The 14,911-nt window shown below is 60.2% G+C and carries 16 protein-coding genes and 1 tRNA gene; 8 read left to right on the top strand and 9 right to left on the bottom strand.

What is annotated here, in order from left to right; all coding sequences use genetic code 11:
* Nucleotides 1-10 precede the first annotated feature (10 nt).
* From V1475_RS03460 to V1475_RS03440, 5 genes are all read right to left on the bottom strand, one after another.
* Nucleotides 11-1,156, bottom strand: a complete 1,146-nt coding sequence (locus V1475_RS03460; RefSeq protein WP_479411636.1) for a murein hydrolase activator EnvC family protein — start codon at nucleotides 1,154-1,156, stop codon at nucleotides 11-13.
* Nucleotides 1,153-2,679 carry a 2,3-bisphosphoglycerate-independent phosphoglycerate mutase gene (gene gpmI / locus V1475_RS03455; protein WP_479411635.1) on the bottom strand — a complete coding sequence of 509 codons (1,527 nt, stop codon included), beginning with the start codon at nucleotides 2,677-2,679 and terminating at the stop codon, nucleotides 1,153-1,155. The genes V1475_RS03460 and gpmI overlap by 4 nt, the downstream gene beginning before the upstream one ends.
* A 103-nt stretch (nucleotides 2,680-2,782) precedes the next feature.
* Nucleotides 2,783-3,253, bottom strand: coding sequence for a 23S rRNA (pseudouridine(1915)-N(3))-methyltransferase RlmH (gene rlmH / locus V1475_RS03450; RefSeq protein ID WP_479411634.1), 471 nt, complete (start codon nucleotides 3,251-3,253; stop codon nucleotides 2,783-2,785).
* A gap of 7 nt (nucleotides 3,254-3,260) precedes the next feature.
* Nucleotides 3,261-3,650: a ribosome silencing factor gene (rsfS, locus tag V1475_RS03445; RefSeq protein ID WP_479411633.1), complete on the bottom strand. Its 390-nt coding sequence runs from the start codon at nucleotides 3,648-3,650 to the stop codon at nucleotides 3,261-3,263.
* A gap of 153 nt (nucleotides 3,651-3,803) precedes the next feature.
* Entirely contained in the window at nucleotides 3,804-5,132 is a 1,329-nt protein-coding gene (locus V1475_RS03440) for a mechanosensitive ion channel family protein (RefSeq protein ID WP_479411632.1), read from the bottom strand.
* 257 nt (nucleotides 5,133-5,389) lie between these two features.
* Between V1475_RS03440 and leuC the strand changes: the two genes are divergently transcribed.
* Nucleotides 5,390-6,817: a 3-isopropylmalate dehydratase large subunit gene (leuC, locus tag V1475_RS03435; protein ID WP_434289885.1), complete on the top strand. Its 1,428-nt coding sequence runs from the start codon at nucleotides 5,390-5,392 to the stop codon at nucleotides 6,815-6,817.
* A 12-nt stretch (nucleotides 6,818-6,829) separates the two neighbouring features.
* Nucleotides 6,830-7,435: a 3-isopropylmalate dehydratase small subunit gene (gene leuD, locus V1475_RS03430; RefSeq protein WP_479411631.1), complete on the top strand. Its 606-nt coding sequence runs from the start codon at nucleotides 6,830-6,832 to the stop codon at nucleotides 7,433-7,435.
* Between the two features lie 57 nt (nucleotides 7,436-7,492).
* Here the strand turns inward: leuD and V1475_RS03425 are convergent, their stop codons facing one another.
* On the bottom strand, nucleotides 7,493-8,023 hold the full coding sequence (locus tag V1475_RS03425; RefSeq protein ID WP_479411630.1) for a hypothetical protein: 531 nt from the start codon (nucleotides 8,021-8,023) through the stop codon (nucleotides 7,493-7,495).
* A 146-nt stretch (nucleotides 8,024-8,169) separates the two neighbouring features.
* On the opposite strand from V1475_RS03425, the gene V1475_RS03420 reads away from it, so the two are divergent.
* Nucleotides 8,170-8,688, top strand: a complete 519-nt coding sequence (locus tag V1475_RS03420) for an HdeD family acid-resistance protein (RefSeq protein ID WP_066707349.1) — start codon at nucleotides 8,170-8,172, stop codon at nucleotides 8,686-8,688.
* Nucleotides 8,689-8,723: 35 nt separating this feature from the next.
* Here V1475_RS03420 and V1475_RS03415 read toward each other — a convergent pair whose 3' ends face one another.
* Nucleotides 8,724-8,963 carry an EF-hand domain-containing protein gene (locus V1475_RS03415; protein WP_479411629.1) on the bottom strand — a complete coding sequence of 80 codons (240 nt, stop codon included), beginning with the start codon at nucleotides 8,961-8,963 and terminating at the stop codon, nucleotides 8,724-8,726.
* Nucleotides 8,964-9,532: 569 nt separating this feature from the next.
* On the opposite strand from V1475_RS03415, the gene V1475_RS03410 reads away from it, so the two are divergent.
* The 3 genes from V1475_RS03410 to leuB are packed head-to-tail and all read left to right on the top strand — an operon-like array spanning nucleotide 9,533 to nucleotide 12,576.
* Nucleotides 9,533-10,369 (top strand): hypothetical protein, encoded by an 837-nt coding sequence (locus V1475_RS03410; protein ID WP_479411628.1) that lies wholly within the window; start codon nucleotides 9,533-9,535, stop codon nucleotides 10,367-10,369.
* The gene (locus tag V1475_RS03405; RefSeq protein ID WP_479411627.1) at nucleotides 10,366-11,412 is read left to right on the top strand and encodes an endonuclease/exonuclease/phosphatase family protein; all 1,047 of its coding nucleotides are present in this window, start codon (nucleotides 10,366-10,368) and stop codon (nucleotides 11,410-11,412) included. Before V1475_RS03410 ends, V1475_RS03405 begins: the two co-directional genes overlap by 4 nt.
* Before the next feature lie 60 nt (nucleotides 11,413-11,472).
* Entirely contained in the window at nucleotides 11,473-12,576 is a 1,104-nt protein-coding gene (leuB, locus tag V1475_RS03400; RefSeq protein ID WP_066707353.1) for a 3-isopropylmalate dehydrogenase, read from the top strand.
* 60 nt (nucleotides 12,577-12,636) lie between these two features.
* On the opposite strand, the gene V1475_RS03395 is transcribed toward leuB, so the two are convergent.
* On the bottom strand, nucleotides 12,637-12,927 hold the full coding sequence (locus V1475_RS03395) for a hypothetical protein (protein ID WP_479411626.1): 291 nt from the start codon (nucleotides 12,925-12,927) through the stop codon (nucleotides 12,637-12,639).
* Nucleotides 12,928-13,050: 123 nt separating this feature from the next.
* Here V1475_RS03395 and V1475_RS03390 point away from each other — a divergent pair, with 123 nt between their 5' ends.
* Nucleotides 13,051-13,995, top strand: a complete 945-nt coding sequence (locus V1475_RS03390; protein WP_479411625.1) for a DMT family transporter — start codon at nucleotides 13,051-13,053, stop codon at nucleotides 13,993-13,995.
* Between the two features lie 138 nt (nucleotides 13,996-14,133).
* Nucleotides 14,134-14,210 (top strand) — tRNA-Pro (locus V1475_RS03385).
* A gap of 330 nt (nucleotides 14,211-14,540) precedes the next feature.
* Here the strand turns inward: V1475_RS03385 and V1475_RS03380 are convergent.
* A complete protein-coding gene (locus V1475_RS03380) occupies nucleotides 14,541-14,789 on the bottom strand; it encodes a hypothetical protein (RefSeq protein WP_479411624.1) in 249 nt (82 codons plus the stop codon).
* Between the last annotated feature and the right edge of the window lie 122 nt (nucleotides 14,790-14,911).

The following is a 14,911-nucleotide window of genomic DNA, read 5'->3' as shown; positions in this document are numbered from 1 at the left end:
CTTGATCGTCTTAAAGCGGACCGCCTGCAAACCACCGTTCGGGGTTCACGGGCTGCCCGCCCTCTCTGACCTCTATATAAAGCGTCTCCGACAGACCCACGCCAGTGCCTTGTGTGGCATTCTGGACAAAGGCGTCGAGATCGGGGGCGGCCCCGCCCATCAGACCTACAGCCGTGTCGGCAGGCAAAACCGCGCCGATCTCTCCATAGACCTCATCCAGACCCGCCAAAATCAGCAATACGTCATTTGCCGGCTCAAGGATGATCACGTTTCCGTAGTCGAGAAACGGTCCCTTGTAGCGCACGGTCGCGGGCCAGGGTGTGGACACCAAGGACAAGGGCCGGGTGGCCCATAGCCAGCCCGGACGTTTCACCCCCGCCGCATCCGTCTCGTTATAGCCGCGCAGCATCTTGCCGGGCACCGGCATCGGCCAGTTGCCGCGCGTGCTGTTCGGATCGGTGATCGGCGGCACCCCGTCGACCACATCCATGATCGCAAGACCCGAGGCAAAGGCTTCGAGCGTCTCTGAACTGTCCAAGAGGGTCTGCATCCGCTCGGGATCGGCGGTGAACCGACGCGGCAGGTCGGTGCGATCCGACATCGCCTGTGACAGATCGGTGCGCGCCTGTTGCACGTCCTGCAAGCCGCGGGACAGTGTCGCAAGCGCCTCACTCTGCAATTCGCGCAGGATCTGCATTTCCTCGAGCCGCACGCGGATGTCCTCGACCTCCGCCTGCATCGACGGGGTGACGGCAGAAACAAGCATCCCCGCACGCGCCTGCCCCAAAGGTCCTCCGGGATGCACCAGCGCCTCCGGTGAGGCATCGGGTTTCATCGAGATTAGCACGCCGAGCAATTGCGCGAACTGGCCGCTTTCGTTTGCAAATTCCCGTGACAATTCGGTTTCACGCAACGCCACCTGCCGGAGCCCGGCCCGCATCGCCTCCAGCCCGTCCTCATAGGCGCGCACCACGCCGGTTAACGCCTTGACCCGGTCGGTCGAAGACTCGGCGGCCTGAAGCGCGCCATGGGCGTCGTTGAATTGAACCAAGGCGGCTTCGGCCAAATCTGCCGGGTTGTCCTGCGCTGCCATGGGGCCGCTCAGGATCGTCCCGCTCAGGACCAGACCAAACGCCGCCGCGCGGAGACGCTTCATTTGACGATGAGGCTCACGCCGGTCATTTCCTCCGGCTGCGGCAATTGCATCAGCTCGAGGATCGTCGGCGCCACATCCGCAAGCCGCCCGCCATCGCGCAGTTTGACGCCTTTCGGCCCACCAAACAGGATCACCGGCACCGGGTTCGTGGTATGCGCCGTGTGCGGCCCGCCGGTCACCGGATCGACCATGGTCTCGCAATTGCCGTGATCCGCGATCACCAACATTGCGCCGCCGACCTTCTCAAGCTCAGCCACCACCTTGCCCAGACCATCGTCCACGGCCTCACAGGCGGCCATTGCGGCCTCCAGAATACCGGTGTGACCGACCATGTCGGGGTTCGCGAAATTGGTGACGATCAGGTCATAGCCCTCGTCGATGGCCCAGACGAATTTTTCCGCCACTTCCGGTTCGCTCATCTCCGGTTGAAGGTCGTACGTCGCAACCTTCGGCGATTTCGGCATGAAGCGATCCTCGCCGACCTCCGGTACTTCCTTGCCGCCATTGAGGAAGAAGGTCACATGCGGGTATTTCTCGGTCTCGGCCAGACGGAACTGTTTCAACCCATGTTTCGCGACCCATTCGCCCAGCGTGTTGCGAATGTCGCGCGGCGGATAGGCGGTTTTCATATAGGCGTTATGACCGGTGGAATACTCGACCATGCCCAAAAGCGCCGAAAACGTCGGGCGATCCCCGATGTCGAATTCGGCAAACCCCGGCTCGCCGATTGCGCGCAGGATCTCCCGCGCCCGGTCCGCACGGAAATTGTTGCAGAAAAAGCCGTCGCCGTCTTTCACGCCTTCATACCCGTCAATGACGGTCGCCTTGATGAATTCGTCCACATCGCCGCGCGCGTAAGACGCGGTCACAGCCGTCACCGCATCTGGCGCGGTCTCGATCCCTTTGCCATGGATCATCGCATCATAGGCCTGCGACACACGTTCCCAGCGGTTGTCGCGGTCCATCGCATAGTAGCGTCCGATCACCGTACCGACCTTGGCGCCCTCCGGCAGGCGCGCCACGAAATCGGCCATGAATTTATCGGCGGATTGCGGCGCCACATCGCGCCCGTCTGTGATTGCGTGGATGATCACCGGCACACCCAGATCGGTCACAGCTTTGGCAGCCGCGAGCGTGTGTTCGATATGGCCGTGCACACCACCGTCGGAGATCACACCCATGAGATGCGCCGTGCCGCCCGCGGCCTTCACATCGCCTGCGAATTTCACAATGGCGTCGTTCTTGTAGAAAGACCCGTCCTCGATCGACAGATCGATCTGCCCCAGATCCATCGCCACAACGCGCCCGGCACCGATGTTGGTATGCCCCACTTCGGAGTTCCCCATCTGCCCGGTCGGCAGGCCCACATCCGGTCCGAAGGTGATCAGCGTGTTGTTCGGGCATTCCGCCATCAGCCGGTCGAAATTCGGCGTCTTGGCCAGAACCGGTGCGTTGGCTTCCGGCGTCGGGCCAATGCCCCAACCATCGAGAATGCAAAGAACAACAGGTTTCGGCGCGGCCATGACGGGCTCCTTTCAATCTCAGAGCGAATTCCTTGCCCCTATCTAACGCGCCGCCGAGCGCGTTTGAACCGCTTTGCGCGTCATTGCAGCAAAAATACTCCGATCAGACCCGATGATAGGGCGATCCGGCCAAAATCGAGGCGGCCCGGTAGAGCTGTTCGGTCAACATGGCGCGGGCCAGCATATGCGGCCAGACCATCTTGCCCAGAGAAATGGAAAAATCCGCCTGTGCCCGCAAGGACGGGTCGATCCCATCCGCGCCGCCAATGACAAAAGTCACATCGGAGCGCCCGGCATCGCGCCAACCCGCAAGTTTCTCGGCAAATTCGGGCGACGTGATCACCTCGCCGCGTTCGTCCATCGTGACGATGACCGAACCTTTCGGCAGGGCGCGCTCCAAAAGCGCAGCCTCCGCCACCATGCCGCCGCCCTTCTTGTCCTCGACCTCTGCAATCGTCAGAGGGCCGAGGCCAAGGGCGCGCCCGGTGCGGTCGAACCGGGTGGTATAGTCGTCGATCAGAGCGGCTTCGGGCCCTTTGCGCAAGCGCCCGACCGCACAGATATGCACCTTCATGAGCGTCTCAGCTTGCGGTGGTCTTTCCGGCCAGAGCTGCCTTCGCCTCTTCCGGCGACATCCACATTTTTTCGAGCTGATAGAAATCGCGCACTTCCGGGCGGAAGATGTGGACGATCACATCGCCTGCATCGATCAAAACCCAGTCGCCCTGATCCTTGCCCTCGACACGGGAGAAAATCCCGCAGTGCTGCTTCAGCGCATCGGACAGCTTCTCGGCCATGGCGCTCACCTGACGAGTCGAACGACCCGAACAGATCACCATGTAATCCGCAACCTCCGACTTGCCGCGCAGGTCGATGGACACGAGGTCTTCGGCTTTATCCTGATCAAGGGAGTGTGTGACGAAGTCCAGCAATTTCTGGCCTCCGATCCGGTCCGGCATCGCACCCGTCATGGGCGTCTCCGGCTGTGCGGCATGGTCTGCCGCGCTCTGTACGTGAGACAGGACATAGTCCTCCAAAGGTTAAACGCCGTTCCGCCCCGGCGCTGGGCATGGATCAAATGTAGCATCGGACTGTTTAAATCTCAATGTTTGGTGCGCCAAAGATCAATCGAATGCTTTTGCCGTCGGATTTGTGGTCAAAATCGAGCCTTCCAGTACCCGCACTTCGCGCTGTGGGAAGGGGATGGAAATCCCATTCTCCTTGAACGCATCCCAAAGCGCCAGATAGACATTTCCCCGCACATTCGTGAGCCCGCCGGTCGGATCGGTAATCCAGAACCGCAGGATGTAATCCACGGAGCTGTCGCCAAACCCGACGATGTGGCACACTGCCGGTTTATGCGTGAGCACCCGGTCTACGCTTTGCGCGGCTTCAATGGCAATCTTGCGCACCTGATGTGGATCGTCGCCATAAGAGGTTCCGAAATACAAATCGAGCCGCACGAAGTCATTGGTATGGGACCAGTTCACCACCTGCCCGGTGATCAGATCTTCGTTCGGGATCAGATATTCCTTGCCGTCGCGCGTGGTGATCGAGGCATAGCGTGCGCCCAAAGCATTGATCCAGCCGAAGGTGTCGCCAAGAGAGATCACGTCCCCCGGTTTGATCGACTTGTCCAAAAGGATGATCACCCCGGAGACGAGGTTTGAGACGACCTTTTGAAGACCGAAACCCAAACCGACCCCAATCGCGCCCGAAAGTACGGCCAGACCGGTCAAATCGAACCCTACGGCCTTCAACCCGATGAAAAACGCCGAACCGAACAAAGCGAGCTGCACCACCTTGATGATCAGCTCTTTCATCGACGGCGAAATATCCTCGTTTCGCCGGATTTGGGTCGAAGTTTGCGATGATATGAGGCGCGCGAAGGTGAACAAAAGCCCGGTGACCACCAAAGCCTTGAGCACAGCTAATGCGGAGAGGCGGAAGCTGCCAAAGGTGATCGCGATCCGGTTGAGAAAATCTGTGGTCTCCTCAAGTCCGCCGACATAATAGAGCGTCACATAGGCCCAAAGCCCCCAGCGCGACAGCCGCCTGAGCGCGCGGTTCTTCACCAGTTGCACGACAAGTTCGACCGCCACCCAGGCGGTGACAATTCGGGCCAGAATGCTGATCAGATAAGAGCGCGAGGGCCATGTGACCTCGTGCATGACCAAATAGATGCCCCAAAGCAACATCGCCCAGACAATCAGAACCAGCCGCTTTTCAATCGCCAACAGCCAGCGAAGCTGCCATTTCGGACGCCCCTCCAGCGCCCGCATCCAGTTCCGCATCCGGCCCCGCAAATGGCGTCCGCTGAACAGTGCGATGGAAAAGGCGATCAGGGAAATCCCGATCTGATAGAGGTTCCAGCGCCGGAGCAGACCCTCGAGAAACGCGAAAATATGTCGCCCCGTGTCGCCCAGAAGATCGGTGATTTGCGTCGGATCCAATCCGGCCTCCCTTTTCCACAAGCTTGGCACGGCGCAGCGCAATCGGGCAAGCGTATCTCTCTTGCGAGACTCGCGCGCAGGTTATATGTGAGCGCCATGGAACGTATGTTTGAGATCGCAGACCGTGCATGGTTGCCGTGGCGTTTCCACGGCGCAATGCAATCCGTCCTAGCCCGACTTTGAAGCCGGGCCTTTTGGCGTGTCCGCGCGCCTGATCCAAAACTTCCAACTTCACAGCACATCCACGGGAGAGCGAAATGACCGCCCCGAAGACACTCTATGATAAAATCTGGGACGCCCATGTGGCCCATGAGCAAGAGGATGGCACCTGCCTGCTCTATATCGACCGCCACCTCGTCCATGAGGTGACGTCCCCGCAGGCCTTCGAAGGTCTGCGCATGGCGGGCCGCAAAGTGCGCGCGCCGGAAAAAACCATCGCCGTGCCGGATCACAACGTGCCGACCACGCTGGACCGCGTGTCCGGTGTGATTGCCAACGAAGAGAGCCGCATTCAGGTTGAAGCGCTCGACAAGAACGCGAAAGAATTCGGCGTGAACTACTATCCGGTCTCTGACATCCGTCAGGGCATCGTGCACATCGTCGGCCCGGAACAGGGCTGGACCCTGCCCGGCATGACCGTTGTGTGTGGTGACTCTCACACCGCGACTCACGGCGCATTCGGCGCGCTGGCCCACGGCATCGGCACCTCCGAGGTGGAGCACGTTCTGGCAACGCAGACGCTGATCCAGAAGAAGTCCAAGAACATGAAGGTGGAAATCACCGGCAAGCTGCGCCCCGGCGTGACCGCCAAGGACATCACGCTGGCCGTGATCGGCGAAACCGGCACCGCTGGCGGCACCGGCTACGTCATCGAATATTGCGGCGAAGCGATCCGCGATCTGTCGATGGAAGGCCGCATGACCGTCTGTAACATGGCGATCGAAGGCGGTGCGCGCGCGGGCCTCATCGCGCCGGATGAAACCACGTTCGAATATGTCAAAGGCCGCCCGCACGCCCCGAAAGGCGCGCAGTTCGAGGCCGCTCTCAACTGGTGGAAAACGCTCTACACCGACGAAGGCGCACATTTCGACAAGGTCGTGACGCTGAAAGGCGAAGAGATCGAGCCGGTTGTGACCTGGGGCACCTCGCCCGAGGACGTGCTGCCGATTTCCGCTGTTGTGCCTGCGCCCGAGTCGTTCAAAGGCGGCAAGGTGGACGCGGCGAAACGCGCCATCGAATACATGGGTCTCGAAGTGGGTCAGAAACTGACCGACATCCAGATCGACACCGTGTTCATCGGGTCCTGCACCAACGGCCGGATCGAGGACCTGCGCGCAGCCGCCGCGATCCTCAAAGGCAAGAAGATCAAGGACGGGATGCGGGCCATGGTCGTGCCCGGCTCCGGTCTTGTCCGGGCTCAGGCCGAGGAAGAAGGCATCGCGCAGATCTTCATCGACGCGGGCTTTGAGTGGCGTCTGGCCGGGTGCTCCATGTGCCTCGCCATGAACCCCGATCAGCTGGCCGAGGGCGAGCGCTGTGCGTCCACCTCGAACCGCAACTTCGAGGGCCGTCAGGGCTATAAGGGCCGCACCCACCTCGTGTCCCCCGCCATGGCTGCCGCCGCCGCCGTCACCGGTCACCTGACCGATGTGCGCGAGTTGATGACCGAAACCGAGACCGCTTAAGGAGCCGCTACAATGGAAAAGTTCGAAAAACTGACCGGTATTGCGGCCCCCATGCCGCTGGTGAACATCGACACGGATATGATCATCCCCAAGGTGTTCCTGAAAACCATCAAACGCTCCGGCCTTGGTGTGAACCTGTTCGACGAGATGCGTTATGACCGTCAGGGCAATGAAATCCCCGATTTCGTCCTGAACAAACCGCAGTATCGCGACACGCAAATCCTCGTGGCGGGCGACAACTTCGGCTGTGGTTCCTCGCGCGAGCACGCGCCTTGGGCCATCGCGGATTTCGGTATCAAATGCGTGATCTCCACGTCGTTCGCCGACATTTTCTACAACAACTGCTTCAAGAACGGCATCCTGCCGATCATTCTGCCGCAGGAAGCTGTCGATGTGTTGATGAAAGACGCGGAAAAAGGATCGAACGCTCGCATGACCGTCGATCTGGAGGCGCAGACCGTGACCACCTCGGATGGTGAAGCTTTCTCCTTCGAAGTCGACGCGTTCAAGAAACACTGCCTGCTCGAAGGGCTCGATGACATCGGCCTGACCATGGCGCATGTCAAAGACATCGACGCTTATGAGGCGAAGATGGCGCAGGAACGTCCCTGGGTCTGAGGCTCACGGATCAAGAACGAAAAACGGTGGCCATTGGGTCGCCGTTTTGCATTGGGGTCACTTCGCACGCATCAAGCGGCGAATTTCGGCGAGGCTGTCCAACTGCTTGGCATTCGGCTTTTGTCCGATGCCCACATAGACGGAGTGGAGGATGCCTTCGACCGGGCCGTAACCATCGGAGCCCGCGAGCTTGTAGAGCTTGCGCGCAAGCCGCGTGATTGCAGGGCTCGACCCGTTGCAGGATGCGATCAGCCAGTCGGCGAGCGTCTTGATCTCTTCCGCATCCGTCAGGCTGAAATCCAGATCCTTTTGCAGCCGGATCACATATTGCAGGATCAGTTCCGAAGTCGGATAGCCCGCTTCGTCGATCACCGCCTTGACCAGAGCGGCCACCGCGATCCGGGCATCTTCGATCTGCTCCACGGGATGCGTTCCCGACTTGCGGGTAAAGCCGAAACGGCGCACGGCGAGCCGGAGGTCGTCCGCCATCCCGATCAGATCGGAGGCGGCATTGGCGGCATTGCGCGCCCGGCTCATGTAGAAAAACGCTGTAACGGCAAGCCCGAGAACGGCCAGCAATATTGGCATGATAACACTCCGAAAACGTCTTTCTCCGGACTATTGGCAGATCACGTTTCATTCACAATGGGAAAAAATCCCTGTGCATGTCTTCTATGGTGACAATCACATGTTTACCTGTGAGACATAAGCGATCAGCCGAAAGGAGATCAGCTATGACGAATTGGAAAATCTGGGTCGGGATCGGTGTCCTGACGTTTCTTTTCGGCTTTCTCGCGCTGGGCAATACGGTGGTCGCCTCGCTTGCGATCACCATCATGCTCGGTACGCTCTTCGCCATCGCCGGTGCTGCCCAGCTTTGGGCGGGCTTCTCCGGCGCGGCCCATGACAACCGGGTCTTTTCCCTGCTCTGGGGGCTTTTGAGCCTGATGATCGGGGTGAGTTTCATCGCCAACCCGGTCGAGGGCACGGTGTCGCTCACCATGGTGGTGACCGGTTTCCTTGTGGCCTCCGGGCTGATCCGTTTGCTCATGGCCTGGCGGATGCGGGAAAGCCCCTTGTTCTGGACGCTGTTGCTGTCCGGGACGGTGACCGTCCTTCTGGCCGGCTACATCATCGGCAATTTCGCGGCGATTTCCCTGTCGCTTCTGGGCTTGCTGTTGGGCATTGAGCTGTTGGTCGACGGTGCCGGTCTGATCGGTTTCGGCCTGTTCCTGCGCAACCACCGGTCCTGAAACGGCGGCCGGGGAGGCCGCCGTCGTCGCATGCGTCATTCCATCGTCGGCAGCAGGCCGTTGGTTTGCGCCGCGGCCAGTTCCTCGATCGACACTTCGCCGCTGGCATCGGCATCAATTGCCGCAAAGGCTTCTGCGCTCAGATCGGGATAGACCGCACGCATTTCCGCCATGGAAAACGTGCCGTTCCCGTCGCTGTCCACCAGCGTGGATTGTGCAAAAGCCGGGGCGGCAAGGAGGGTCAGAGCGCCAAGGGTCCGTGCAACAGATTTCATGTTCATGTGTCCTTTCTTGTGATGGCGCCCGCGTCTTGCGGGCAAATCGGAACGGTTCTGCACCGTCGCTCCGAGAGATACGCCCGAGAGGCGAGCTCGCAAGGTGCTGGAAACATTGCAAAGATTTTGCGCGCCTGATTGCCGGAAGGGGGCGAAATGCCGCGTGTTTTTCGGCGGGTTTCGGCACTTCGGTGAATTTTGACGGTAAAACCGGCAAGGATCTGCGCGAAGGGCGGGGCGGGCGGTATGTCCCTCTTGATCGCTCCGAAAGATTCTCCAAGGGGCTAGGGTCAGGCCCCCGGTTCCCGGCATGTCACCTTTTGCCATCCCACATTTTGTGCTGTTCGCGCGACATCCCACAAGAGGCATCGACAATGATGCAAAAACGCACCGCTTTGTCCACGAATCCGCCCGATTTCGGCGGTTAACCTTAACCATTCCTTGCTGGCGGATATGAAAGAAGGCAAAAGTTGGGCAAGATTGAGGCAATCCGTCATATTTGGCGGGATCAAAATGGAACAAGAGGGCGGCATCGTATCGCTTTCAGCCAGTTTGAAGGGAAATGGGCAGTGATTCATCGCGTCTTGGGAGCGCTGTTGCGTGCTGCGTTGGTGGTCATTCTGATCACGGCGCCATCTGCGCTGTTGCCGAACGTCTCCGCCGATTCCGCGCAGGTCGTGGCACTCGTCGCCTTCTTCGGTGCGGCTCTGACCTTCTTCGAATATGTCTCTGCCTATCCCGGTCTTGTGGAGTTCCGCGATGCGCCGCCGTTCAACCGTGTCCGTTTCGGTTCGCTCTTCGTCACCGTCATCCTTTTGAGCCTGATCGTGCGGGGCGAAGCCGCCCCGACCGTGGTCACGGATTTCGTCACCGCCATCGGCGCGCTGATCGGCTATGTGCTCGATTTCCCCTATTCTCCGGTGCGCCTGATGCTGACCGCTCTGCCCGACACCAGCTCGCTGGGTGAGATCGAATTGATGCGCGAAGCGGCGGGGATGAGCTATCTCATCTCGCTCATGGCGCTGTCGATCTTTCTCATCGTGCTGCGGATCGGCCACTGGCCGTCGAAATCCGGCTCCTTCAATGTCTGGATCAACCTGCCGACCTTCGATCCGACCGCCGGGGGCGATGTGGTCGAACGGCTGAAACGCGATGCGCGGGTCAACACGATCATCGGTTTTTCCTTGCCCTTCGTGATCCCTGCGGTGCTAAGATCGGCAGGCGATCTCTTCGGGGGTCTGAGCGTCACCAATGACCAATCCATGATCTGGGCCGTCGCAGCATGGGCATTCCTGCCGTCTTCTCTCTTCATGCGGGGCATCGCCATGGGGCGCGTGGCTTCGATGATCGAAGAAAAGCGTCGCCAGACCTACGCCCGCGCCGATCTCGATCACGCCCACGCGTGATCCGGGGCGCGCTGCTTTCTCTCTTCCTGCTTGCGCCTTTTGCCATGGCGGCGGAGACGCTGCGTGTCGCCACATGGACTGTGGAACTCATGCGCAAGGGGCCGGGGCTTTTGCTGCGCGACATCCTTGATGGCGACGATCCGCAGGTTCTGGCCGCACAGGCGCATATCCGGGTGCTCTCCCCCGACATTCTCTTGCTGACCGGCTTCGACACCGATCTCGACGGTCACACGATGACCGCTTTCGCGGAGGCGCTGGACTATCCTTATCTCTTCACCCGTCCCGGCAATTCCGGCCGCCCCACCGGGCGCGATCTCGACAAGGACGGGCGGCTGGGCGAACCCGAGGATGCGCAATCCTACGGGGAATTCACAGGACAGGGGGGCATGGCGCTCCTGTCCCGCCTGCCGATTGTCGCGGAGGACATCCAGGATTTCTCCGACCTTCTGTGGTGCGATCTCCCCGGGGCCAACCTGCCGCAGGGGTATTTCGACGCGGAGGATCTCGGTGTCTTGCGCCTGTCGTCCCATGCGCATTGGGACATTCCCGTGCTCTGGCACGACCAGCCGCTGCATCTCCTCGCCTATACCGCGACATCGCCGGTGTTCGACGGGCCGGAAGACCGCAACGGGCGGCGCAACAGCGACGAGACCCGGTTCTGGTCGCTTTATCTCGACGGGGCGCTGGAGGCCTCACCGCCCGACGGCCCGTTCGTTGTTTTGGGCGACAGCAACCTCGACCCGATGGATGGCGATGGCGACCGTGCAGAGATGCAGCACCTGCTCGCTGACCCCCGGCTACAGGACCCCCGTTCTCGCGCGACGTCCAACGCCCCGGTCGCCAATCCCGGCCAGCGCGGCGATCCCGCGATGGACACCGCCGACTGGACCGATCCCCTGCCCGGAAACCTGCGGGTGGATTATGTCCTGCCCTCAGCCGATCTGGCGATTGTCGCCTCGGGCATCGCATGGCCGGAGGTGAATTTGAAAAAAAACGACTTTCGGCACGGGCTTGTCTGGGTTGATATCGCTGCCATTCCTTGACGACAGGGCAAGCAGCCGTTACCCCGAGCCAACCTTAGGAAAACAAGGACTCGACGCGACATGAGCACGCCTTCTCTTCTCATTCTCCCCGGTGACGGTATTGGCCCCGAAGTGATGGCCGAAGTGGTTCGGATCATCGACTGGTACGGCGACAAGCGCGGCCTGAAATTCGATGTCACCACGGATCTCGTCGGCGGTGCCGCCTATGACGTGCACGGAGTGCCGCTCGCGGATGAAACCATGGCGAAAGCCCAGGAAGTGGACGCCGTCCTGCTCGGCGCCGTCGGCGGTCCGAAATACGACGTTCTCGATTTCTCCGTAAAGCCGGAACGCGGCCTGCTGCGCCTGCGCAAGGAAATGGACCTCTTCGCCAACCTGCGCCCGGCGCAGTGCTTTGATGCGCTGGCCGATTTCTCCTCGCTGAAAAAGGACGTGGTGGCCGGTCTCGACATCATGATCGTGCGCGAACTGACCTCCGGCATCTATTTCGGCGAGCCGCGCGGCATCATCACCGAAGGCAATGAGCGCGTGGGTATCAACACCCAGCGTTACACCGAATCCGAGATCCGTCGTGTTGCCATCGCCGCTTTCGAGCTGGCGATGAAACGCAACAAGAAGCTCACCTCGATGGAAAAGGCCAACGTGATGGAATCCGGTATCCTCTGGCGCGATGTCGTCAATGAGGTGGCTGCGGATTACCCCGAGGTCGAAGTGGGCCACATGTACGCCGACAACGGCGCGATGCAGCTCGTTCGTGCGCCGAAACAGTTCGACGTGATCGTGACCGACAACCTGTTCGGTGACATTCTCTCCGACTGTGCCGCCATGCTCACCGGGTCACTGGGCATGCTGCCGTCCGCTTCGCTTGGCGCGCCGATGGAAAACGGTCGTCCGAAAGCCATGTACGAGCCGGTGCACGGCTCCGCGCCCGACATCGCGGGGCAGGGCAAGGCAAACCCGATCGCCTGTATCCTCTCCTTCGCGATGGCGCTGCGCTACTCCTTCAATGAGGGCGAAGAGGCGACCCGTCTTGAGAAAGCGATTGAGAAAGTGCTGGCCGACGGTGTCCGTACCGGCGATCTGCTGGCGGGCGAAGGTGTCACCCCGGTGTCGACCTCCGGCATGGGCGACGCGATCCTCGCAGCGCTCGACGCCTCGCTTTGATCCTTACCGCATTTGTGAAAGGGCGTCCCTCGGGGCGCCCTTTTGCGTCGTTTGAATGCGTCAGTCGAACAGATCGAAAATGTCTTCGGCGGCATCGAATAACCGATGCGCCACGCCCTTGCGCTTCTTCTTTTTCTTCCCGGGCGTCTCGAAGCGTGGCTGGCTGGCCTTCTTCGCCTTTTTGCCCTTGGGTAAAACCGCCTCGCCCATATGATCCACTCGCAACGCCTTCATCCGCGACAGAGGCGCGCCGCAATTGGAACATTTCAGCTCATGCCGGACCCCGTCGAGGGTCAGGATGGTTTTCGAGCCACAATAACAGCAGGTTGCGGATTTTCGGGTGCAATACATGGATCATGAGATGGGGGCGGCCTCCTGCCAGAACAAGGGCAAAACGCCCGAACCCGTTGAAAGCTCCCCCCAGAGTGCTACCGTGATAGCGCAAGCAAACAGGCAAGCAATAGGACAGACCGCATGAACATCACCGGAGCCTTCTACGCGCTCGCCGCCTTCGCGATTTTCTCGACCCATGACGTGGTGATCAAATTCTTGGGCGGGCATTACACCCCGTTCCAGATCATCTTCTTTTCCACGCTGTTTTCCTTCCCGCTGGTCATGTTCATGTTGATCCGGGACCGCAACCCCGGCCATCTGCGCCCGGTTCACCCGTGGTGGACCCTGTTCCGCACGCTCGCCGCGATGATCAACACGGTCGCGGCCTTCTACGCCTTTTCCGTCCTGCCGCTGGCGCAGGTCTACGCCCTGATCTTCGCCACCCCTCTGGTGATCACCATCCTGTCGATCCCGATGCTGGGCGAAAAGGTCGGGTTTCATCGTTGGGCGGCGGTTGTTTTGGGCCTTGTCGGGGTGATGATCGTCTTGCGCCCCGGCGGCACCGAACTGACCCTTGGCCATGCCGCAGCACTCTCCTGCGCGCTCTTCGGAGCCTTCGCCTCCGTCGTCGTCCGCAAGGTCGGGCGTGAGGAGCGCACCGAGGTGTTGATGCTCTACCCGCTGATCGCCAATTTCATCGTCATGGGCACGGCCATGTCGTTTTTCTACCATCCCCTGCCGCTTATGGATCTGGGGGGCGTAGCTACCGTAGCGCTTTTGGGCTTTACCGGCGGTGTGGTGCTCATCCTCGCCTATCGCGCCTCAGAGGCGGCCATCGTCGCGCCGATGCAATATTCCCAGATCATCTGGGCGACGATTTATGGCTATTTCATCTTTGGCGAAAGCGTCGACCGTGCCACCGTGCTTGGTGCCGGGATCATCATCCTGTCGGGTCTCTACATCGTATTCCGCGAATCGCGGGGCGGTCATTCCGAGAACACCCCCGTGCTCAGAACCCGCTCGCGGGCCTCGTCGGCGATGTCCTTTCGTATCTCGCCCTTTCTTCGTCGCGACAAACTGCACTGAAACGGGATCTGAACAGGAGGAAATCCGGCTTTTCGCGGAATCTGCGAGAGGCCGGGACATGTTGTAGGTCTTTCGTGGCAAAGGCGATAATTCGCTCTTGCAAATCCCCGCGCCCCCCTATATTCCGCCCGTCACGGTCGGAGCGTAGCTCAGCCTGGTAGAGCACTGTCTTCGGGAGGCAGGGGCCGGAGGTTCGAATCCTCTCGCTCCGACCAATTCAAACTTGGGGTGCGCCCCATAGTTTTGCCACTTTGCCCCCCATAGTTCTGCCACTGGCTCATAAAATAGGCACCTTTTCTCGTCTTATGGTTTCGGGTTTCGAGCATCTTGTAAGCTCGATCTCTTGTGAAGCTTTTTCGTAAGTATGGGCGGGGAGCGGACTTGCGGCGGTGCGGCTCTGCCACCGCGGCGACATGGGCAAAGCGGTCGTTCATGCAACTCGCTGCGTACCGGGCAGAAACCGGTCTAATGGCAGCGTGGAAATCTGATTTAGCGTGCTCGCAGGCAGCCGGTTTGGCCCGAAACCAATGTTATACCGTTTGCGATCAGCGCTTCTTGTTAGACTGGGACAGCACCGAACCGGCAAGTGCCTTTGTCTTTTCAGAATAGCGATCACTACGAAGTACCTTTGAAGCGAGATCCTCCATTTTCGCTCCCGTTTGTCGATTGGTATTGGACTGTGATAACGCCGAACCAGCAAGCTTGCGGGCGATCTGTGAAGAGCCAGGTTTGAAAAGTGTGTCTGCTGCAAGCGAGGCAACCTTGGTTGAAGTTCCTCTACGATTCACCGCCATAATATCCTCCATGTGGTGTTTGGTTTGTTTCGAGATTCTAGATGCGGGACTGGAGCCGAGTGTTCGCAAGCGACGCCAGTGAAGTTTCAGTATTGCAGCCTCGCCTCAAAAAGGTCCGGCGT

The organism is Celeribacter sp. SCSIO 80838, from assembly GCF_056498065.1.
Note: the sequence above shows the minus strand (reverse complement) of the source record. Positions and strands in the feature narration are given on the sequence as shown.

Excerpts from the sequence above, each read along its gene's own strand:
- leuC (WP_434289885.1), top strand. The coding sequence starts at position 5,390 with ATGACCGCCCCGAAGACACTCTATGATAAAATCTGGGACGCCCATGTG.
- leuD (WP_479411631.1), top strand. The coding sequence starts at position 6,830 with ATGGAAAAGTTCGAAAAACTGACCGGTATTGCGGCCCCCATGCCGCTG.
- leuB (WP_066707353.1), top strand. The coding sequence starts at position 11,473 with ATGAGCACGCCTTCTCTTCTCATTCTCCCCGGTGACGGTATTGGCCCC.
- V1475_RS03420 (WP_066707349.1), top strand. The coding sequence starts at position 8,170 with ATGACGAATTGGAAAATCTGGGTCGGGATCGGTGTCCTGACGTTTCTT.
- rlmH (WP_479411634.1), bottom strand. The coding sequence starts at position 3,253 with ATGAAGGTGCATATCTGTGCGGTCGGGCGCTTGCGCAAAGGGCCCGAA.
- V1475_RS03460 (WP_479411636.1), bottom strand. The coding sequence starts at position 1,156 with ATGAAGCGTCTCCGCGCGGCGGCGTTTGGTCTGGTCCTGAGCGGGACG.
- V1475_RS03390 (WP_479411625.1), top strand. The coding sequence starts at position 13,051 with ATGAACATCACCGGAGCCTTCTACGCGCTCGCCGCCTTCGCGATTTTC.
- V1475_RS03415 (WP_479411629.1), bottom strand. The coding sequence starts at position 8,963 with ATGAAATCTGTTGCACGGACCCTTGGCGCTCTGACCCTCCTTGCCGCC.
- V1475_RS03425 (WP_479411630.1), bottom strand. The coding sequence starts at position 8,023 with ATGCCAATATTGCTGGCCGTTCTCGGGCTTGCCGTTACAGCGTTTTTC.
- gpmI (WP_479411635.1), bottom strand. The coding sequence starts at position 2,679 with ATGGCCGCGCCGAAACCTGTTGTTCTTTGCATTCTCGATGGTTGGGGC.
- rsfS (WP_479411633.1), bottom strand. The coding sequence starts at position 3,650 with ATGACGGGTGCGATGCCGGACCGGATCGGAGGCCAGAAATTGCTGGAC.
- V1475_RS03395 (WP_479411626.1), bottom strand. The coding sequence starts at position 12,927 with ATGTATTGCACCCGAAAATCCGCAACCTGCTGTTATTGTGGCTCGAAA.
- V1475_RS03380 (WP_479411624.1), bottom strand. The coding sequence starts at position 14,789 with ATGGCGGTGAATCGTAGAGGAACTTCAACCAAGGTTGCCTCGCTTGCA.